Raw genomic sequence first — 21,663 nt, 5'->3', positions numbered from 1 at the left:
AAAACATGAGATTAACATACTTAATTATTCTGATGTTTATGGGCGCAGGAGCTGACTCCTTCGCCCAAAAGGTTAAACAGGCCAATCTGGGCTACCGTTCGGTTAAAATTCTGAAAGAAGGTAATCTTGAGTTTAAAGACCTCAACAAGAATAACAAGCTAGATAAATATGAAGACTGGCGGCTACCTGTTGATGTTAGAGTAAAAGACCTTTTGGCTCAAATGACGCTTGAGGAGAAGATTGGCTTTATGCTAATCAGCACTACCCGGCTGGCAGGAGATAATTCGTTTCAGGCCAATGCGCCGAGAGGCGAAATTTCCTCAGGCTTTAATGAAGAAGACCTGATGCAGCCCATTAATATGTTTACCCGCAAACCATTGCCCGTACCTATGATGTCGGCAGCGGGTACAACAAAAGGGGTAATGGTATATAACCTGCGTCATTTTATTCTGAGAGCTAATACCAATGCAAAGATTTTAGCCGAATGGTCTAACAATCTGCAGGCTTTGTGCGAAAGTTCGCGTCTTGGTATTCCGGCAATCGTTGCTTCAAATCCGCGAAATCATATCACCGTTGATGCGGCCATTGGTTTGAGCGTAGGAACAACAGTTTTTTCAAGATGGCCCGGCGAACTAGGCATGGCAGCCATGAGAGACCTGAAGTTGACACGTGAATTTGCTGAAATAGCAGCAAAAGAGTGGTCGTCGGTAGGATTAAGAAAAGGCTATATGTATATGGCCGATTTGGCAACCGAGCCCCGATGGCAACGCATTGAAGGTACCTTTGGCGAAGATGCCGATTTAGCTTCCAATATGATTCGTGAAATTGTACTGGGTTTTCAAGGACCGAAGTTAAACAGGAATTCGGTGGCAATGACTACGAAGCACTTCCCCGGGGGTGGTCCGCAGGTAGGTGGGCAGGATTCCCATTTTGACTGGGGCAAATATGCGCATTATCCTGGAGGTATGTTCGATTATCATGTAAAGCCTTTTATAGCTGCCATTAAAGCGGGTACCTCATCTATCATGCCTTATTATTCGGCTCCGAAAGATAAAAATATGGAAGAGGTGGGTTTCTCATACAATAAAGCAGTAATTCAGGATTTATTGCGTAAAAAACTAGGCTTTAATGGTATCATCAATTCTGACACAGGCCCTATTGATATGATGCCCTGGGGCGTCGAAAGCCTGACAATTGTGCAGCGTTACCAAAAGGCATTAGATGCAGGTGTAGATTTGTTCTCTGGTGGTGCAGACCCGGCTCTTTTACTGGAAACTGTTAAGCAGGGATTGGTTTCTGAAGCCAGAATAAACGAATCTATTACAAGGCTCCTGAAAGAAAAGTTTGAATTGGGCTTGTTCGAAAATCCTTTTGTTGATGTGGATGTAGCAGTAAAAACTGTCGGCAATGCAGAATTTCAGAAAAAGGCGGATATTGCTTTCAGAAAATCAATTGTTTTATTGAGAAACGATGCCCAATTGCTGCCGTTAACACAAAAGAAAAAAGTCTATTTTGAAACGTACTATGAAAGGGGAGGCGCCCCTAATACGCAGGCGCCCAATCCTGTTTCTGTAAGTGTTCCTAAGGATAATAAATGGAACATTGAGTTTGTAACAAACAAGGACGACGCAGATGTTAACCTGGTATGGCTGATTCCTACCGGTGGGGGATTGTTTAGCTCTCAAGGCAAACCAATAGATTTGAGTTTATCAAAAAACAAAATCAATGTGGCCCATGTAAATGCGCTTATCAATGCCAAACCAACCATTGTGGTTATTAATTATACCAATCCCTGGGTAATTGATGAGATTGATAAAGGAAATGCAAAAACAATTCTGGCCACTTTTGGAACCACACAAGATGCCCTTTTAGATGTCATTAGTGGCGTGTTTGGTCCTGTGGGTAAAATGCCCTTTTCAACGCCTGTTTCTCAGAAAGCAGCAGATGAAAACAAATCAGATGTTCCGGGATTCATGGAGCCCAATTATGCCCTGTTTAAATTTGGCGACGGGCTTAATTACAATAAACCTAATAGAAAATAACTATCGGAAGTATTTCACCATATTTTAATAAAAGTTAAAGTAAGTATTATTCAATCCAAATAAAACTATGACAACCCGCAGAGATTTTATTATTAAATCAGTTCTGGCTACAGCAGCCACTGGTTTTTCGGCAAAGAGTTATGGCAAAATCATAGGAGCAAACGACCGCGTACGCGTAGCTTGTGTGGGGTTCTCTGACCGCCACCGTTCTTCTCATGTTGGCCCGTTCAAAGCTTTACAAAAACAGATGAATTTTGAAATGGTTGCCCTTTCAGACATCTGGAACCGCCGCCGTGAAGAAGGAAAAGCCTATTTAGATAAGCAATTGGGAAGCGACGTAAAAGTTTTCCGTAACAATGATGAGCTTTATGCTTCTAAAATGGTAGACGCGGTGTTTATCTCTACTGCTGATTTCCAGCACGCTTTACATACCATTGAGGCCGTAAAAGCAGGTTGCGACACCTATACCGAGAAACCATTGGCCGAAACCATGGAAGACAACCGCGCCGTATTGAAAGCCGTGAAAGCCTCAGGTAAAATAGTACAGATTGGCTCGCAACGCCGTAGTGGTGAAAACTATTTTGCAGCAGAAGACTTCATCAAATCTGGCAAGTTTGGCCCGATTGTAATGGTTGAACTGATGTGGAACGTAAACCAACCCGGCCGTTGGAGAAGAGCTGAATTGACTAAAGATTTGAAAGAGTCTGACGTTGACTGGAAACGTTATCTGATGAACCGTCCGATGGTTCCGTTTGACCCTCGTAAATATCTTGAGTATCGTTTATTCTGGCCTTATTCTTCTGGTATTCCGGGGCAATGGATGAGCCACCAGATTGATACCGTACACTGGTTCTCTGGCTTGCCGCATCCTCGTTCGGTAGTTGCCAACGGAGGTATCTACCAATGGAAAGACGGCAGAACCAACGCCGATACACTTACCGTAGTGTTTGATTACGGCCCATTGAACGATAAATCATCTGGCTTCCAGGTGCAGTTTACTTCTCGTTTCTCAAATTCAGCCGGTGATACCAAAGAATTATACTACTCTAACGGTGGTATGATTAACCTTGATACCAACGAAATTACTCCAACCGGAGGGCTTCGCGAGCGTGAAGCATCTGCAATGGGCTTAAAAGCTAATCTTTTACCAACAGTTAAGCTTGAAGGCACAAAGGTTGAAGCTGGCGCCAACACAGGTGGAGACTCACTTACATTTGCGCACATTAAAAACTGGATGGAGTGTGTACGCAGCCGTAAAACCCCTCATGCCCCAATTGAAGCAGGTTATTCGCACTCAATTGCTACTATCATGTCGAACGCGGCATACCGTACTGGTTTGAAAGTTACTTTCGACGAGAAAACGCAGGAAGTATTAGCCGGCGGCAAACCATTTAAATATTGATAGTTTAAGTCTTATAGTTTAGGAGGCATAACAGAGATAATCTATTATGCCTCTTTTATTTTTTGATTCTACTTTCATAGTTAGTGATACTTATCATGGTTCTGTAGAAAAGAGTATGCCCGGAGACTATTTCTCTTTATTGATTGTTTGATTTTACGTATATTGCCCCCTAACACTAGATGCCTTGTGACTTTAATCTTTATTTATCTACTAAAACAGGATAAATTCTACTAAGTATTATATGCGCAACAGCTCTTTTGACAATTCGCTTAGTTTTAATTAATCATTGCACATATTATCTTACATTTTATTGACCTGTATATGAAATTAAAATTTTTCATCTTTTTCTTTTTCATTTTTAATGCAGCATTTTCTCAAAAGAAACTTGTTGATGGTTACATTATACTGAAGGGTACAAGTGATACAGTGAAAGGCAAAATAGATGACCTTGACTGGAAGTATAACCCTGTCTCTGTAAATTTTGTAAGTGTTTCTACCGGTGAGAAAACATATAAAACCAATGAATTAAAAGCTTTTGGTATTTATAATAAAGAGTATTATGAAGTTAAGACAATTGATTTGGACATCACCCCATCTCAGTTAGAATTATTGTTAAAAACGCCACAGATTATTATAAAAAAAGATACAACTATCGCTTTGATGGTTTTAGTTAAAGCTGACCATCAACTATCTTATTTAGCTGACAGAGAGGGTAAGACTCACTTCTTCTATCAGAATAAATCTGAGACCAAAGAGCTAATTGATCATAAATTTTTACAGCCTGTAAATTGGGATACTTATTTTGTTCATAATAAGGTTTATCTGAATCAGTTAGATACACTCTTTCGAGCTTGTTCAAAGAAACTAAAGACTAAATCGGTAAGATATATAATAGAAGATATGGTGGATGTTTTTACGCAATTTAATGATTGTCTCGGATGCACCTCAACCTGTTATGTCAAGAAAACAGATGATAAAAATACGGTTGCATTAAATTTGATTGCGGGTTTTGATTTAAACACGGTAAATCAAAATTTAATGGAGAAAGATACTAAGGTATTTGAAGACAAATCGTTGCAAACTAGTTTAACGTTTGGCATAGGTGCATCTGTTTCATCGAAGCGTTCAAGGGGTTCTAACATTTTTTATACTGAGCTTTTAATAAAAAAGACTGATGTAGAAAATAAATACTATCAGACCGGATTTCTGAATTTTACACTATCAGAACTCTACCGTAAATACTTTATAAGCTATTCAAGATTCAAACTATTTGGTGGTGTCGGGATGGGTCTCAGTTATAGACATTCAACAGGCCTTAAATTTACAGACTTAACAGCTCCTAATGGTAAATGGTATGTAATTAATTATACCAAGATGTCCGTTGATGGTTTGGTAGAGGTAGGTTTTGAATTAAACAGATTTCAGCTATTTAACCGATTACGGTATAAGTTTTTTAATCCTTCAGAGACACACGCTTTACTTTTGCACCAGAATACTGTAAGCGTAAGCAGATTTACCAACGAACTTTGCATATCTTACCAATTCTTAAGAAAAAAGAAAAGTATATAACATAAGAGCAAGTAAATCTTTTATTTCAGCCACTTTAGTTGTTTCGCTAAAGTGGCTGAAATATAACACTTAGATTTACTTATCTGGCTCTCAACTCCCGCTTCAATATCTTACCCGAGGCCCCCATGGGCAGGCTGCTCATAAATTCTATAATGCGCGGATATTTGTAGGAAGCAATGCGGTCTTTGGTCCAGCGTATCAGTTCCTTGTCTGTTACCTCTGTGCCGGGTTTCAACACCACACAAGCTTTTATTTCTTCGCCATATTCATTATTAGGTACACCAATTACTGCTACCATTGATATAGCCGGATGCTGTATCATCAGTTCTTCTACCTCACGCGGATATACATTATAACCCCCTCTGATAATCATGTCTTTGGTACGGTCTACAATGTAGAAATAGCCATCTTCGTCCCGGTAACCTACATCGCCAGAGTGTAGCCAGCCATTTATTATTGATTCTGCAGTGGCGTCAGGGCGTTTATAATAACCTTTCATTACGTTATGGCCCCGGTAGCAAACTTCGCCTTTTTCATTTGCACCCAGCTGATTCCCGTTTTCATCCATTATACAAACTTCAACGCCCCATACCGGCCAGCCTATTGAACCGGGTTTGCGTGGCCTTCCTTTCTGGTTAAATGTAACAACCGGCGACCCTTCAGACATACCATATCCTTCCAGAATCGGCACATCAAACTTTTGCTCAAAATCATGTAATACCTGTACCGGTAAAGCCGCCCCACCCGACATGCAGATTTTCAGATTATCCTTGATAGCGGCCATATCAAACTTATGTGTGTCGGGGTAGCTTAGTAACCCCCAATACATGGTAGGCACGCCGGCAAAATGTGTTATTTTCTCGTTTTGCATAAGGGTAAGTACCATTTCTGCGTCAAAGCGGGGTACCAGCACAGCGGTGGTTCCTTTATATATACTTGCCAGCATGCAGACCGTCTGGCCAAAAATATGGAACAACGGTAACACCAGCATCGATTTATCGTCAGCGCCTAAGTCCTGAAGGTCTTTGCTCAGTATGGCATTAAGCAGCAAATTAGAATGAGTCAGTTCAGCGCCTTTGGGCTTGCCTGTGGTGCCCGATGTATAGATGATTACTGCCGTATCGTCTGGCGAGGTAAAATAACTTTGAAACACCGGCGATTGTCCTGCCATGAGCATGCCCAGTGTTTGGGTCCCGTCAATAGGAGAGGCATCAGTAAAAGACGGGGTAATCATAAAAAAATCTTTACAGGTTTCTGTCATTTCAAAACCGGCAAAGCCTTCCTGCCCCATGGGCATTTCGGGTGTTCCTGTAAAGCAAAAATAGGCTTTGGCGTCTGAGTCCTGCAAGTGAAAAGCAATTTCCTGACGCTTGAGCAACACGCTCAGAGGCACCACTGTCGCCCCTGTTTTCAGAATGCCGAAGTATATCATCGGGAAATAGGGGAGGTTTGGGCAAGTAAGAGCTACCTTATCGCCATGCCCCACCCCCAAAGCAGCCAAACCATTGGCAATCTGGTTGCTGGCTGCATCAAATTGGGCAAAAGTTATCCGTTTATCGGCAAAAATAAGGGCTTCTTTGTTGGGTGTTGAGCGGGCGTGATGTTCAAGAATGGTTGATAGGTTAAACATAGTGTAACAGGGTTTATTGATTGTGCAATTTATAGATTATATAGTACTCTGAAAAGAATTGTTTGGCTATAAATTGAACCATTTTTAGATAATGTATTTTGATTATATGAGTGTTGTACCCTCATTATTTAGTAGTAGTACTAAAAAACTATTCAAAAAGCACATTCCAAAGGAAGATAAATCTTAACTTCGCACTCTAATATCAGATACAAAAGACAATGAAACATTTTAACTTAAAGCTATTCATTATTTTCATAGCTGTTTCTATTTCAGGCTTTGCACAAATCAATACACCACCAGCCAGCCCTTCGGCAACCATTACGCAGGGGGTGGGTCTTACTAAAGTAACGATTGATTACAGCCGCCCGTCGGTAAAGGGACGTAAAATATTTGGCGATTTAGTGCCATTTGGTAAAGTCTGGAGAACCGGTGCAAACAAAATTACTTCTATAAAGTTTGATGATGAGGTAATAGTAAACGGAACAACCATCAAGGCGGGTAGTTATGGCTTGTATACCATACCTAACGCCACAGAATGGACTGTCATTCTGAATACTGACGACAAGCAGTGGGGCTCTTATGGCTACGATGAAAAAAAAGACGTGTATCGTTTCAAAGTAAAACCGGCAAAGACTAAATATTTTGTAGAGCAGATGGCCATTGAAATAGAGGGCAAAAACCCTACTACTGCCCATATTGTAATTAAATGGGAAAACACCGAGGCCAGATTTAAAGTTGAGCAAGAGGTTGATGCCAGAATTATGGCTGAAATAGCAGAAAAGACATCAAAACCAGACGTAAGTATTGACACCTATTTTGCAGCCGCAGACTATTACTATCAGAAAGGTGTTTATTTAGATAAGGCTTTGGTTTGGGCCAATAAAGTAATTGAGCAAAATAAAGAATACTGGGCGTATCAGCTGGTGGCTCGTGTAGCTGCAAAACAGGGTAATTGTGCAGTAGCATTACCCAATGCCGAGAAATCGATGGAGTTGGCAAAGAAAGCCGGTGATGACGCTTACATTAAGTTGAATCAGGCTGTTTTTGCGCAATGCAAAAAATAATTTCAGCCCGAAAGGCAACGCTCAGCAATAGAGTTTTATAATAGTGTAATAAACGTATGTTAGAACAGTTAGAGGCCATAAAAGAAAGGTTTGAAGAGGTATCTCAACAGATTACGATGCCCGAGGTGGTGTCAGACATGGCAAAATTTAAGCGTCTGAGCAAAGAGTATAAAGACCTGGAGAAGATTGTCAGTCAGTTTAATGCCTATAAGAATATCTTGTCTAATATTGATGGCGCAAAAGACATTATTGCCAACGAGAAAGACGAAGAAATGCGCGATATGGCAAAAGAAGAACTGGATATTCTATTGCCACAAAGAGATCAGGCAGAGGCTATTCTGAAAGAAATGCTGATACCCAAAGACCCGAACGACAGCAAAAACGTGATTCTTGAAATACGTGCGGGTACCGGTGGCGATGAAGCCTCTATTTTTGCCGGCGACCTATTCAGAATGTATCAACGCTATATTGAACGCCAGGAAGGCTGGACGATGACTCTGCTAGACCATAATGAGGGCACGGCTGGAGGGTATAAAGAGATTATATTACAGGTTGAAGGCGAAGACGTATACGGTAAACTGAAATTCGAGTCAGGAGTACATCGGGTACAGCGTGTGCCTGCCACTGAGTCGCAGGGGCGTGTGCACACGTCTGCGGCTTCTGTTGCCGCTATGCCAGAGGCCGACGAAGTTGATATACAGCTGAACATGAATGATATACGAATCGATACCTTTAACTCTTCAGGCGCTGGCGGGCAGTCGGTAAATACAACTTATTCTGCCGTACGGATGACCCACATTCCGTCAGGCATTGTGGTGTCTTGTCAGGACGAGCGTTCGCAGATAAAGAACCGTGAAAAGGCGCTTTCGGTGTTACGTTCCAGGCTTTACGAGATGGAACTCGCCAAGCACAACGCCGCCATAGCAGATGCCCGCAAGTCTTTAGTAGGTACCGGCGACCGTTCAGATAAGATACGTACCTATAATTATCCGCAAAGCCGTGTTACTGATCATAGAATCGGTTATACAGTCTATAACCTGCCCAGTGTGATGGATGGCGAGATAGACGGTTTTATTGAACAACTCCGGATTGCAGATAATGCAGAAAAAATGAAAGAAGGCTACGCTTAAAGAAAACCAGGAGCGGAACAAAGCTAAAGGAAATAAAAGTATTGCATCTGCTTTGTTCCGCTCTCCAGTTGGGTATTCATCCAATTTATACATTTACCTTTCTCTATAACTATGATACTTTGTCTCGCAACTAACAATCAGCATAAAGTAGAAGAATTACAGGCCATGCTAGGTAGCAGGTATGAGCTGAAGACGCTGGCTGATATCGGCTGCTCAGATGAGATACCTGAAACAGAAAATACTTTTCAGGGTAATTCGCGGCAGAAAGCACTATTTATCAGAGAAAGGTTTGGCGTTAACTGTATCGCCGATGACTCCGGACTGGAAGTTGAGGCTTTAAACGGAGAACCGGGTGTGTTTTCGGCCCGTTATGCCGGAGAACATGGCAATCATGCCAGAAATAATGAGCTTCTTCTGAAAAATCTGGAAGGCATAACCAATCGGGCTGCTCAGTTCAGATGTGTAATTACCCTCATTCTGGGCGATGACATCCACCAGTTTGATGGCATCATTCGCGGCACCATTGCTCAGGAGCCTAAAGGCATCAAGGGGTTTGGCTACGATCCTCTGTTTATTCCGGAAGGCTACAATCAGAGTTTTGCAGAAATGACACCCGAACAAAAGAATCCAATCAGTCATCGCGGTGTGGCTGTGGCAAAGCTGATAGAATTTTTAGAGGCATTACCAGTACTTTAGAGCTATAAATAGGGCATTAGTGGGCATTGGTTATGCAAGGTGTACCCTAAAACAAAAAAAGCGAAGCATAGGCCTCGCTGATTTAATTATCATAGGTAAAGTATATTTGTCTGTAGAAAGGCAAATGCCCTGAGGCATTACAGGTACAAAATTGGGCTATTTTTCTGCAATAAACTATTCCATCATTATCAAATACTTGTACTTTATTAACATATTATATAATTTTGTTTTACTTATAATGATAATAAAGTATGAAAGTTGAATACGAGAAAATCTCTCCTGATACGGGCAGTTCTTTCCGTTTCATTCATTGGAAATCACAAAACGACCGCTTTTTCTGGCATTATCATCCCGAATATGAAATAGTCTTTGTCCGTAAGGGTTCAGGAAAACTGCATATCGGGAACCACCTTACCAACTACGAGGAGGGAGAACTTGTATTCATAGGGCCTAACTTACCGCATACCGGCTTTGGCTATGGTGTAATAGGGCAGCATGAAGAAATTGTAGTGCAACTAAGGGCTGACTTTCTGGGTGAACGATTTATGGAAACCCCCGAAATGCAACAAATAAAGGTTTTGTTTGAGAGAGCCCGTCAGGGACTCTCGTTTCATGGCAAAGCCCAGAAACAGGTAGCTGCCAAACTACAACGAATGCTCCATTTATCTCATTTTGACAGGCTGGTTGAGCTATTGAACATTTTTCAGGTATTGGCCACTACTACCGAGTATTCTTTGCTTAATTCATCTGATCTCTCGTTCGACTTCAGCCATAAAGATGAAGACCGGATTAACAAGGTTTATGAATTTGTAGAGCATAACTACCAACAGCCCATTGATATACAAGCCGTTGCCGATTTAATCAGCCTTACTGTGCCTTCATTTTGCAGGTATTTTAAGAAAATTACGCATATTACCTATACTGACTTCGTAAACGAATACAGGGTTAATCAGGCCTGCAGGTTGCTGATTCAGAATTATTCCATTGCTGATATCTGCTTTGAAGTCGGCTTCAATAATATTTCTCATTTTAATAAAACGTTTAAACAGCTGAAGGGTAAGAGCCCTCGTGAATACAGACTGACACTTGCAAAATGATTGAACTAGATAAAATATTTATACAGAAAGGAGACCGGATGGTCTTGCATGATATCAGCTGGCGGGTGGCAGCAAATGAAAACTGGGTAATTACAGGCGGAAACGGCGCCGGTAAAAGCACCTTGCTGGAAGTGCTGGCCGGAAAGATTTTCCCCTTCACAGGCCGTGCAGTTATACCACACTATTCTAACATTGCCTTTGTGGCCAGAGATTATAGCTTTAACCGCATTGTGCAGTCGGCTACACTTTATTATCAGCAAAGATTTAACTCAATAGATGCTGAAATTGCTCCAACGGTAATGGAGATTCTCCAGAACAGAATCAAGCCGGTAGGAACCGTCGACGAGGCGTCGGTACAATTACCCCCGCCTGAGTTTACCCAGGAAGAAATAATTCATACAGCCAGCCTTTTAAATGTCAACCATCTGCTCAACCGTAGCATTGCTACGTTGTCAAATGGTGAAACCCGCAGAACGCTTATTGTATTAGCGTTATTAAAAAAACCGCAGTACCTGGTTTTAGATAACCCATTTGTAGGGCTGGATATTGAAAGCCGTAAAATACTACATGAGGTACTGAACCAGATAGCACAGTCGGGCATTCAGCTAATTCTGGTTAGTTCTGCCAAAGAAATACCCGATTGCATAACCCATCTGCTTGAATTGAACGAAGGCACAATAGTGCGTTCGCAAAAAAGGCCTTTCGTTTTTCAGGATGCGGGCAAAGGCTCTGGCCAGCTATTGTATCCGGCCATGTTGGAAAAGCTCAAACAGCACCCGCCCGAAAGTAACTTTGAATACGCAGTGAATATGCGCAACATTACAGTTGTCTATAAAGAAAAAAACGTTGTAGATAATGTAAGCTGGAAAGTAAAAAAGGGCGACAAATGGGCTTTAATGGGCCATAACGGCTCAGGTAAAAGCACTTTGCTTAGCCTGATTACGGCTGATAATCCGCAAGGATACCAGAACGATTATGATTTGTTCGACATAAAACGTGGGTCAGGAGAGAGTATCTGGGATATCAAGAAACGAATAGGCTACGTTTCGCCAGAGCTGCATCTGTATTTTAACCGCCATGCCGAGGTCTGGAAAGCAGTAGCTTCAGGGTTGTTTGATTCGGCAGGCCTGTTTAAAAAGTTAAGCCCTGAAGAACAAACCTTGGTAGAAGAATACATGGTGTTGCTTCAAATTCAACATCTGGCACACAGGAAGATAACGCAGCTTTCATCAGGCGAGCAGCGTCAGGTATTTCTGGCCAGAGCCCTGGTTAAAAACCCGTCGTTATTATTGCTGGACGAACCCTGCCAGGGCCTTGATTATAATCACATGGTGGATTTCCGCGACATGGTGAATGAACTGGTACAGGAGCTTGATAAAACACTTATTTACGTAACACATTATACAGACGAGATTCCGGCCTGTGTAGATAAGGTGATCAGACTTGAAAACGGAAAAGCCGTAGAAATAGGCGCCGGAAAATTCTAAAGGCATTTTCTATAAAGAATACCTGCCCGGTTTTAATAGTTGATTTTTGTGGGATATAGTGAACGATTCCTTAACGTGGAATCGTTCAAAAAAAAGTCGGATTAGATTTTAAGCCCCCATTAATTTGGGGTAATTTTAAACCACAATACCAACCATTATGCGGCCAATGAAAAAGGTTCTACTGTTTTTGTCAATACCTGTTATTTATCTTTCCTGCAATCAATCTCCCTCTTCCGGTGCCGACTCCCTGCAGGTAGCTAAGCCTGAACCGGTTTTGCTGAGCTCAACAGACTCGATTTCTGTTGATTTGGTAGAGCTTAAAGAAAAAGGCCTTCTTGAAAATACCCGGCTGATTACACTAAGCAAAGACCCGGTTTATATGAAGAAAAAAAGGTATAACGCAATAGCGCTCAAAGATATATTAGAGAAGTATTCGTCGGCAAAAAAACAAAATGCAGCAGAAACAAAGGTTGTTTTTGAATGTGAAGACGGATACAAACCTGAAATGTCTCTTGAAAAACTATTGGCTTCAAAGGCGTATCTGGCAGTGAGCGATGCAGACGCGCCTGAAGACAAAGAATGGGAGCCGCTGGAAGAAAAAGGAAGAGAAATAAAAATAGCCCCCTTTTATGTAATTTATGAGGGCGTAGCGGGCGATGACGTAAATTACAAATGGCCTTATAATCTGGTAAAGATTCATCTGGCGCCATTGCATGAAAACGATGCCGTTCTTGTACCCAGGTCAGAATTGGCTATGGCCGGGTATGAGCTGTTCAAGAACCGTTGCCAGACCTGCCACAGCATAAACAAAATAGGCGGTAAAATGGGGCCTGAGCTGAATTTTCCGAAAAATGTGACCGAATACTGGAAAATCGAAGACCTGAAAGCTTTTATTCAGAATCCGGAGGCCTATCGCAATGATGTTAAAATGCCTAATTTAGGAATAAAACCGAAAGAAGCAGAAGAAATTATCAGATACCTGGAGTATATGCGTAAGAATAAACTCAACTAAGGCCGAACTCAAGGGGCGTTCCGGCCTTAGTTTAAAATCTGTAATTAAAGCCATAGTTGATGCCAAACATCTGCATTTGCATATTGATATTAACGGCGCTGGTCATGCCCGAAAACAGCGCTCTCTGATACGACGTACCAATATTAGCCTGCCAGTGTCTGTTAAGCATATAGCTGGCTCTTACACCACCCAGCCCGCTGAAATTAACAGGTTTATAAATGTTATTTTCGCTATTAATAGTGTTTTTCCCTCTTACCAGCCCTTTGTCTGTAAAAATACTGTTCTGCAAAAAGATGTCTGTCGAAAACCCGGCAAGCAGGTTAAGGCTCATTTTTTTGGTAAGCCCAACTTCATAGGCCATTTGCATGGGTATCATCAGGTATTCATATCTGTTGCCAAACTGAGAGGCATCGGCCACAACAGTATTGCTGTTTTTAACCTGAGAATAGTTCTGCGCCGAATTTTGCAACAAATAATTGCCCAGAAAAGTATTTACATATCCGTTATTCTGAAACGCATAAGTATTGGTCTCAAGGGTTGAGTTTCCTCTTAAATACCTGACACCACTTTCTATATGCCATTTTTTAGAAACCCTGACGCCAAAGGCTATACCACTGTTAATGGCCACGCCATTTTTTACATCATTCCGGGGTCTTGAAACAGACAAAGATCCTTTATCGCTCGGAGAATTGCTGGCGTTGGTCAACTGGGCATAGTCGCTTGCTGCACTGTAAGCCATTGAATTCAAATTACCCAGTTTCATGTTTGGATCAAAAGGCGCAACCCCTGATTGCAGCCCAACCCAGAACTTTGATTCATTGGCAGCCAGAGCAGTATTTGGTGATTCTTCATCGGTTTCAGCATCAAAAGCCAGTTTATTTCTCTTCATGGTATACCTGCTGCCAAAATGGCTATACTTTTTGCTGTCCAGCTTTTCAGGACTACCCAAATTATGGGCGCTGGCCAGTAGTGGTTCTGCGGTAACTGCTACTGAGTTTTCGTTAGTGTTACGGGCTAATCCGGCAATGCCCGATTTGCCAGCGCCGTCCGTTGGAAGTAAATAAACTGCAACAGAAGTCTCTGGTCGTTTACTTGCCGCTATATTACTATTAGCAGCAATTGTAATTCTGGAATTTTTTAAATCAGGAGTCCCTGTTCCGCTTGTTTTACTTTCTTTTGTGGCTATTAATGATGGATTATTCGTGGTGGCTTTGCCAGTAGGTGATACGCCAAGCCGGTTTTCCGGCATGGTTCCAGAGGCATTTTGGTCTTTTACAATTCTATCGTTAGTTTGGGCTATATCAGCTTTGGGGGTCTCATTAAAGAATAGAATACCTCCCAACACTAAAGCTAATGCGGCTGCCAGCCCTGTAGCCATTAGTGACGGTTTAAGGAAAAATAAAAACGGACGCTTCTTCTTCTTATCCAGCTCCGACTCAATGCGTCCCCACAATTCCTCAGAAGGAGTCATTGCGGCGTTTTCAAACGCTTTTCTCCATTCTTCTTCAAAATTGTTTTGTTCTTCAACTTTCATTTTTTTATATCACGTAACTATCGTGTCCGTGTTGTATGTGTTTACAGTTAAATTTTACTGACAGGAGCTTTACTATCTGTCTTTTTGGTGCCTGCTCCAAGTTTCAGTTGCAATAAACTCCTGGCTCTTGAGTACTGAGACTTTGAGGTCCCCTCTGATATACCCAGCAGGGCGGCAATTTCATTATGCTGATACCCTTCAATAGCATATAGGTTAAAGATGGTTCTGCAACCGTCAGGCAGGCTGTTTACCATTTCCATCAGCTGAGAAAACTGAAAGTTCGAAAGCGTAAAATCGCTGTCTTCAATTTTGTCGCTCACCAGTTCACTGTCTGTATGCTGCATCCAGTTGGGTTGATTCTGCAATTCTTTCAGAGCTGTATTAACCACAATTTTTCTTAACCAGGCCTCAAGAGGGCAATCGAACCGAAAAGTAGGCAGCTTCTGATAAATTTTCATGAACGAATCCTGCAATACGTCTTCGGCATCGGGCTTATTTTTCATGTACCGCATAGCAGTAACAAGTAACTTAGACGCAAACATCTCATAGAGTTGTCGCTGCGCCACTCGTTCTTGCCGAATACAAGCCTGCACTAAATCATATTCGCGGTGCATGAAAAGGGTAAGTTTTTATCCAAACAGTCTGGACAGAAAAGGGTTTTTATTTATAAGATTACTTTTTGTACCAATTGGTTGGAATATCCTGAATTTATTTACTGATGTACTTACAAAATTAGGCCTTAAAAGTTTCAAAAAATAATGTTTAAATGATTGAACATGCCAACCGAATGATGAATGGTAATTTTGTAGTTGAATTTTAATGATAATTGCCAACGGCTATTGTATATTTTGGGGGTGCACATTTTATTACATTAAAACAAACAGTTTTAAGATGACTTTCGGAAAGCTAGAGGATTTGTCAGACGTTGATTTTACGCTGCCTGACGATAATCCGTTAACAACAAATGTGATATCGGCAAGAGACAACGCAATGCCATTACAGGTTTGTATTGGCCTGCCCATTTGGGCAGACAAGACCTGGAAAGGTAAGTTGTATCCACAAAACGCAAAAGATAATGAGTTTCTGTATTATTATGCCCGGCAATTTAATTGTATAGAATTGAATCAGTCGCTCTACAAAATGCCAGATGTAAAAACCATGCGTGAATGGAAAGACAGTTGCCCAGACGGATTTAAGTTTTTTCCGAAGTTTCATCAGAGTATTAGTCATGAAAGAAAACTTATAGGTGCTGCCGAACCCACAGCACAGTTTTGTGAGGCCGTGCTGTCTTTGGGCAATTGCCTTGGCAGGGTATTCCTGCAGCTTTCACCGGCATACCAACCGGGTCAGCTAAAAAACCTGGAAAAATATCTTAAGTCTTTACCTCCTGAATTGCCTGTTTCGGTAGAGTTACGGCATGAGCAATGGTTTGCCGATGCGGGTATCTGGCAAGAAACCTGCGCCATGCTGCATTCATTGGGTGTAGGGACGGTCATTTCAGATGTGGCCGGCAGAAGAGACGTACTACACATGACCCTTACTACTAACCATCTGATGCTTCGTTTTATGGGAAATGATTTACACCCCACCGATTATACAAGAGCAGATGCCTGGTGCGAAAGAATAGTTGGCTGGATTAACCTGGGGTTGAAAAACATTTATGTTTTCATACACTGCCAAAATAACTCTTTTGCACCCGAACTGGCGCTTTACTGGATAAAAAAACTCAATGATTCGGGTAATTTACGTATACAGGAACCCAGACTGAGGCCGCAGAGTGTTCAGGGTAGCCTATTCTGAAAAAAATCTTGCATTATTACTATTAAATCTATATATTGCACAAAGTTTCGCTAAAATTGTAATCAAAATTTATGTATATACGTACATGACACAAGCAAGAAAAGCCATTGAAAATCAAAGATTTTTTTTCCTGACAAATTTAGCGAACAAATAAGCCCAACAACTTGTTGGGTTTTATTTTTTATTAGCTTTACGCATCGTAAAAGTATTTCTTCAAAATCAATGAAAAGCATTTTAGTTTATTGCGGCGCAAACGAGGGAAATAAACCCATATACAAAGAAAAGGCTCGTGCTTTGGGTAGTATATTAGTTAAAAAAAACATTAGGTTGGTTTATGGTGGTGGTAGTGTAGGCCTGATGGGTGTAGTGGCAGACACCATGCTGGAAGCAGGTGGATATGTAATTGGTGTGATTCCTGATTTTCTGATAAGAATGGAGGTAGGGCATAAGGGTTTAACGGAGTTGCACACGGTTGAATCAATGCATGAGCGCAAAGCGTTGATGGAAAAGCTGACCGATGGGATTATGGCCATACCCGGCGGTTTTGGTACTTTTGACGAACTATTTGAGATATTAACCTGGGCGCAACTGGGTTTGCATGAAAAACCCATCGGCATATTAAATGTCAATGGGTTTTATGATCACCTGCTGAAGCAGATTGATGTAATGGTAGAAGAAGGATTCCTGAAACAGGAAAACCGAAGCTTGCTGCTGGTGTCTGACGATATCGACGATTTACTGCAACAAATGGAAAACTTTAAGCCTTTGCCAACCAAAAAGTGGCTCAAAAGAGGCGATACTTAATTGCCTTCCTTTTTTACAGGTAAATCTATAATTAACATAGGTGACTCTTTCACTTCTTTCAGGTAAACGTTCTCGTAGTAATCGTTTGTCATCAGATTTATCTGGTAATAATGCTTGCCATAATTAATGGCATTTTTGGCTAGTTTGCTAGTAAAGTAATTGGCGATGTCGCTGGCCTTATATTTTGATAGTTGGCTATTGGCAATTCTCTTATTGTTTAGCCAAACGCCATACATTTTAGAGTCTTCCCATTTTTTCATTTGCGCTGTAGTTGGTACTTCTTTTTCAAAATACAGAACTTTCATTGGCATTTTTTTCTCTTCTTCTGTTAGTTCGCTGGGTTTTTTGCGTAGCGGAAACTTTTTTTTCTGGAGGATTAAAATAGTTGCGTTCTGATAATTGACATCATCTTTGGTAAGCAAATAGGGTTTCAGGCTAATTTCAATTGGTGGTGGGCTAAGCTTTAAATTTGCTGGTTTTTGGGCTGTCAATTGAATGTTGGCAAGGCAAATGGCCAACGCAATGAATAGTGGAGCGCAAATAGCTTTTTTAATAAAAGCAGTTGCAGCTGATGTGATTTTGGTCATCATAAGAAAACGTTTTTTAGTTATTTGAAAGTTTAAGTTGCTTGTTAAAGATTTGCCTGTGGCCTGAGTGGCTTTGCTGAGCAATAAGTACTGATAAGATGTAATATTATTGTGAAGGCTATTAACTGCCTCGTCTGCCAGAAACTCATGGTTTAATTGAATGGCCTGCTTGAAAAGGTATAGCATAGGGTTAAACCAGCATACAGCGCGGAGTATTTCTACAACTAGTACATCAAAAGAATGCTTCTGCCTCACATGCGCCAGTTCGTGGCTGAGTAATTCGGGTTCGATATTGGCATTTACATAATGTACTTTGCTGAGAAATATAAAATTAAGAAACGTATAGGGGAGAATGTTTTCTTCCAGTAATATTAATGTTGCACCCTGGTAACTGATGCTTTCGTTTTTCTGTACCTTTTTGTAAATACAAAATAAATTGTAAATAAACCGGGTCAGCAGTAAGGCAGAAATCAGGCAGCTTAGCAAAATGGCGTATTTTGTCCATGAAGTATCCTGTTGCGCTGAGATTTCCTGCACAGGTTTAATAGTATTTAGAATAGATGGCCGGGCATCTAAGGTTCTGGATATTGCTGCTATTTTACTTTCAGCTGAAGGGGCAATCTCGATGTTTACGAGCGGCGCAATAATTGCAAAAACCAGACTGGCCAGCAAATAAAACCTGTTAAACCGGTGAATTTTCTCGGCCTCTAATAATAATTTGTAAATGCCCCACAGTATGGCCAGGCACATGGTAGATTTAAAAAGATAGAGTATCATTGTTCTTTCTTTTTTTGAATTTCTTTTTCGATAATGGCTTTCAGTTCGTCTAATTCCTTGCCCGATAGATTGGTTTCTGTTGTAAAAAACGAAGCAAACTGAGAGGCAGAGTTGTTAAAGAATGTCTTGATTAACCCATTTACATGCTGGGTGAAATATTGATTTTTATCAATTAATGGATAATATTCTCTCGAATTTCCATATTCTTTGTAGGCAACAAAGCCTTTTTCTGCCATCCGTTTCAAGAGGGTTGCAATAGTGGTGGCAGCAGGTTTAGGCTCCGGATAAGCCTCAAGCAAATCTTTCATAAAGGCTTTTTGGGCCGTCCATAAATGGTGCATCAGTGTTTCTTCGGCTGGCGATAGCTTCATGTTCTACAATTTTAGAGAATGTTCTACAAATGTAGAATTAAAAAATGTAAACAACAAATTTTTATAACTATTTTATTAGTTGTGGTTTTGGTTAGCCGGATATTGGCTGTTAAGTGCTTCTACGACAAAAGATTATACGTTCATCATTGAAAACTTCTGGTTTATCAATTAAAACTTTCTAAGGTGTGCCGTCGTTAATAGCTTTGCAGCCAACTTAGTTTTGTTTTATAATTTTTGCGTAAATCATTTACTACTAACGGTAATTGCTTGAAAAAATCCAATTTATGAAAAAAATACTCCTATTTGTTTTGAGTTTGTTTTATTTTGCCAACCTACATGCCCAGGAGAAATTCACTATTAGCGGCTATATAAAAGATGCCTCAAACGGCGAAGGCCTTATTGGTGTTTCAGTATATGTTCAGGAAATAAAATCTGGTACCCAAACCAATGCCTATGGTTTTTATTCTTTAACACTGCCCAAAGGAAAGTATAACATGATACTTACCTATGTGGGCTATGAAAAAATAACCAGAGCCATTGATCTGGAAACCCAGGATTTGAAACTGGATATTGAAATGAAAGATGATTCGAAAGTGCTGCAAGAGGTGGTTGTTACCACCAAAAAAGCCGACGAAAACGTTAAAAGTCTTGAGATGTCGGTCAATAAAGTGGATATCAAGACTATCCAGAAAATGCCGGCTTTACTGGGCGAGGTAGACATCATTAAAAGCATTCAATATCTGCCCGGTGTAACTTCTGTGGGCGAAGGTACCTCCGGCTTTAATGTGCGTGGCGGGGGTATTGACCAGAATCTGGTTTTGCTTGATGAGGCTCCCGTATATAACTCGTCGCACTTGTTTGGGTTCTTTTCTGTATTTAACCCTGATGCCGTAAAAGATGTTAAATTAATTAAGGGAGGGATACCTGCACAATACGGAGGCAGGGTTTCATCAATTCTTGATGTTAGAATGAAAGAGGGAAATGCCAAAAAACCGCAGTTTTCAGGCGGGATAGGCAGTATATTTTCAAGATTTACCTATGAGCGTCCGCTTTTTAAAGATAAAGGGTCATTTATAGTGGCTCTTCGCCGCTCTTATATTGATATTCTGGCCAAGCCTTTTCTGAAAGATGATTTGAAGGGTTCCCGCTTCTATTTCTACGATTTCACGGCTAAAGGTAATGTGCGGCTGAACGACAAGAACACCATTTTTCTATCTGGCTATTTTGGCAGAGATACTTTCGGGGCCGACTTTGGCTTCAACTGGGGCAATGCCACCACCAGTTTCAGGTGGAATCACATATTCAATAATAAGTTGTTCCTGAACAATACCGTATTTTACAGTAACTACGACTACTCGCTGCAGTCTGACCTGAAAAAGAAAAATACTCAGGATGCTTTCCGCTGGAAATCAAATATTATTACCTACAGTATCAAGCCTGATTTTACTTATTACCCCAATGCCAACAATACCATTACTTTCGGTGGGCAGCTGACTTATTATTCATTCAATCCGGGGCAGGCAGTAGCCATCTCAGGAGGTGTTGAAAGGGCTATTGGTCTGGACGATAAATTTGCCACCGAATCGGCGTTGTATGTGGGTAATGAACAAAAAGTCAATTCAAAAATTTCATTCCAGTACGGGCTCAGGTATTCGTTATATAATTACATAGGTAAAGGCACCGCTGTTGAACTGGGGCAGGCGCCTGCCCCCGGCGAACGCCGCCCGGTGGTAAGCAGCAAAACCTATAGCCGCGGCGAATCTATACAGAAATACGGCAACTTTGAGCCCCGCTTTGCAGCTAACTTCAGTTTAGGAGAAAACAATTCAATTAAACTGAGTTATAACCGCCTGGTGCAGTATCTGCACTTGCTGTCAAACACCACTGCTTCTTCGCCGCTGGACGTTTGGACACCGAGCAGCAACAATATTAAACCGCAAATTGCCGATCAGGTGGCATTGGGTTATTTTCAGAACCTGGCCGACAATATGTATGAAGCATCGGTAGAGGTATATTACAAAAAACTATATAACCAGATAGATTATGTGCGCAATGCCGACTTATTGCTGAACCCCAGTGTAGAGGCAGATTTATTATTTGGCGATGGAAGAGCCTATGGTGCCGAGTTTTATGCTAAAAAAACCAGAGGCAAATTAAACGGATGGATTAGCTATACACTGGCAAGAACAGAAAGGAAGATTCCGGGTTTAAATCAGGATGCCTGGTTCCCGAGCAGAATTGATAAATTGCATAATCTGGCCATTGTGGGTATTTATGACCTGAACAGTAGATGGTCGTTTTCAACCAATTTTACCTTCAGTACCGGTACGCCGGCCAGTTTCCCGACCAACAAGTTTGTTTGGCAAGATATAGCACTGCCGCATAACTATTACGACAGCCGCAATTCGTACCGGATTCCGGCCTCTCACCGGCTTGATATTTCGGCTACCCGCCAAAACAAACACGCTTTCTTTAAGAAAGGCACTAGCGAGTGGGTGTTCTCTGTTTATAATGTTTATAATCGTCGAAATCCGTTCTCGGTGTTTGTTCGTCAGAACGAAAACAACCAGACCCAGACAGAAGCTGTACGTTATGCCGTTTTCGGAACGGTGATTCCTGCAGTAACTTACAATTTTAAATTCTGATAAATCCGACACTGAA

General features: G+C 41.2%; 17 protein-coding genes. 12 read left to right on the top strand and 5 right to left on the bottom strand.

Features of this window, described 5'->3' with window-relative positions; translation table 11 throughout:
* Positions 1-5 precede the first annotated feature (5 nt).
* The 3 genes from MB380_RS20960 to MB380_RS20950 all read left to right on the top strand — a co-directional run bounded on the left by MB380_RS20960 (position 6) and on the right by MB380_RS20950 (position 5,013).
* Positions 6-2,042 (top strand): glycoside hydrolase family 3 N-terminal domain-containing protein, encoded by a 2,037-nt coding sequence (locus tag MB380_RS20960; RefSeq protein ID WP_253531364.1) that lies wholly within the window; start codon positions 6-8, stop codon positions 2,040-2,042.
* A 67-nt stretch (positions 2,043-2,109) separates the two neighbouring features.
* The gene (locus MB380_RS20955; protein ID WP_253531361.1) at positions 2,110-3,444 is read left to right on the top strand and encodes a Gfo/Idh/MocA family protein; all 1,335 of its coding nucleotides are present in this window, start codon (positions 2,110-2,112) and stop codon (positions 3,442-3,444) included.
* 321 nt (positions 3,445-3,765) lie between these two features.
* Positions 3,766-5,013 carry a hypothetical protein gene (locus tag MB380_RS20950; RefSeq protein WP_253531358.1) on the top strand — a complete coding sequence of 416 codons (1,248 nt, stop codon included), beginning with the start codon at positions 3,766-3,768 and terminating at the stop codon, positions 5,011-5,013.
* 79 nt (positions 5,014-5,092) lie between these two features.
* Here the strand turns inward: MB380_RS20950 and MB380_RS20945 are convergent, their stop codons facing one another.
* Positions 5,093-6,643 (bottom strand): long-chain fatty acid--CoA ligase, encoded by a 1,551-nt coding sequence (locus tag MB380_RS20945; protein WP_253531355.1) that lies wholly within the window; start codon positions 6,641-6,643, stop codon positions 5,093-5,095.
* Between the two features lie 218 nt (positions 6,644-6,861).
* Here MB380_RS20945 and MB380_RS20940 point away from each other — a divergent pair, with 218 nt between their 5' ends.
* From MB380_RS20940 to MB380_RS20915, 6 genes are all read left to right on the top strand, one after another.
* Positions 6,862-7,707 carry a DUF2911 domain-containing protein gene (locus tag MB380_RS20940; RefSeq protein WP_253531352.1) on the top strand — a complete coding sequence of 282 codons (846 nt, stop codon included), beginning with the start codon at positions 6,862-6,864 and terminating at the stop codon, positions 7,705-7,707.
* 56 nt (positions 7,708-7,763) lie between these two features.
* Positions 7,764-8,837: a peptide chain release factor 1 gene (gene prfA / locus MB380_RS20935; RefSeq protein WP_253531350.1), complete on the top strand. Its 1,074-nt coding sequence runs from the start codon at positions 7,764-7,766 to the stop codon at positions 8,835-8,837.
* Positions 8,838-8,948: 111 nt separating this feature from the next.
* A complete protein-coding gene (gene rdgB, locus MB380_RS20930) occupies positions 8,949-9,533 on the top strand; it encodes an RdgB/HAM1 family non-canonical purine NTP pyrophosphatase (RefSeq protein ID WP_253531348.1) in 585 nt (194 codons plus the stop codon).
* A 251-nt stretch (positions 9,534-9,784) separates the two neighbouring features.
* Positions 9,785-10,630, top strand: a complete 846-nt coding sequence (locus tag MB380_RS20925) for an AraC family transcriptional regulator (RefSeq protein ID WP_253531347.1) — start codon at positions 9,785-9,787, stop codon at positions 10,628-10,630.
* A complete protein-coding gene (locus MB380_RS20920; protein ID WP_253531345.1) occupies positions 10,627-12,117 on the top strand; it encodes an ATP-binding cassette domain-containing protein in 1,491 nt (496 codons plus the stop codon). The genes MB380_RS20925 and MB380_RS20920 overlap by 4 nt, the downstream gene beginning before the upstream one ends.
* 166 nt (positions 12,118-12,283) lie before the next feature.
* Positions 12,284-13,129 (top strand): cytochrome c family protein, encoded by an 846-nt coding sequence (locus MB380_RS20915; RefSeq protein ID WP_253531343.1) that lies wholly within the window; start codon positions 12,284-12,286, stop codon positions 13,127-13,129.
* Positions 13,130-13,160: 31 nt separating this feature from the next.
* On the opposite strand, the gene MB380_RS20910 is transcribed toward MB380_RS20915, so the two are convergent.
* A complete protein-coding gene (locus MB380_RS20910) occupies positions 13,161-14,663 on the bottom strand; it encodes a hypothetical protein (protein WP_253531330.1) in 1,503 nt (500 codons plus the stop codon).
* 47 nt (positions 14,664-14,710) lie between these two features.
* Positions 14,711-15,277 carry an RNA polymerase sigma factor gene (locus MB380_RS20905; RefSeq protein ID WP_101724736.1) on the bottom strand — a complete coding sequence of 189 codons (567 nt, stop codon included), beginning with the start codon at positions 15,275-15,277 and terminating at the stop codon, positions 14,711-14,713.
* A 277-nt stretch (positions 15,278-15,554) separates the two neighbouring features.
* Here MB380_RS20905 and MB380_RS20900 point away from each other — a divergent pair, with 277 nt between their 5' ends.
* Both MB380_RS20900 and MB380_RS20895 read left to right on the top strand, forming a co-directional pair.
* Complete coding sequence (locus MB380_RS20900) at positions 15,555-16,463, top strand: DUF72 domain-containing protein (RefSeq protein WP_253531327.1); 909 nt, start codon at positions 15,555-15,557, stop codon at positions 16,461-16,463.
* A 222-nt stretch (positions 16,464-16,685) separates the two neighbouring features.
* The gene (locus tag MB380_RS20895) at positions 16,686-17,267 is read left to right on the top strand and encodes a TIGR00730 family Rossman fold protein (protein ID WP_253531325.1); all 582 of its coding nucleotides are present in this window, start codon (positions 16,686-16,688) and stop codon (positions 17,265-17,267) included.
* On the opposite strand, the gene MB380_RS20890 is transcribed toward MB380_RS20895, so the two are convergent.
* Both MB380_RS20890 and MB380_RS20885 read right to left on the bottom strand, forming a co-directional pair.
* Positions 17,264-18,631 carry a M56 family metallopeptidase gene (locus MB380_RS20890; protein WP_253531322.1) on the bottom strand — a complete coding sequence of 456 codons (1,368 nt, stop codon included), beginning with the start codon at positions 18,629-18,631 and terminating at the stop codon, positions 17,264-17,266. The genes MB380_RS20895 and MB380_RS20890 overlap by 4 nt on opposite strands.
* The gene (locus tag MB380_RS20885; protein WP_253531319.1) at positions 18,628-19,002 is read right to left on the bottom strand and encodes a BlaI/MecI/CopY family transcriptional regulator; all 375 of its coding nucleotides are present in this window, start codon (positions 19,000-19,002) and stop codon (positions 18,628-18,630) included. Before MB380_RS20885 ends, MB380_RS20890 begins: the two co-directional genes overlap by 4 nt.
* Before the next feature lie 284 nt (positions 19,003-19,286).
* On the opposite strand from MB380_RS20885, the gene MB380_RS20880 reads away from it, so the two are divergent.
* A complete protein-coding gene (locus tag MB380_RS20880) occupies positions 19,287-21,647 on the top strand; it encodes a TonB-dependent receptor (protein WP_253531316.1) in 2,361 nt (786 codons plus the stop codon).
* The last annotated feature ends 16 nt before the right edge of the window (positions 21,648-21,663 follow it).

It is taken from the genome of Emticicia sp. 21SJ11W-3 (assembly GCF_024138715.1).
Classification (GTDB): Bacteria; Bacteroidota; Bacteroidia; order Cytophagales; family Spirosomataceae; genus Emticicia; species Emticicia fluvialis.
Note: the sequence above shows the minus strand (reverse complement) of the source record. Positions and strands in the feature narration are given on the sequence as shown.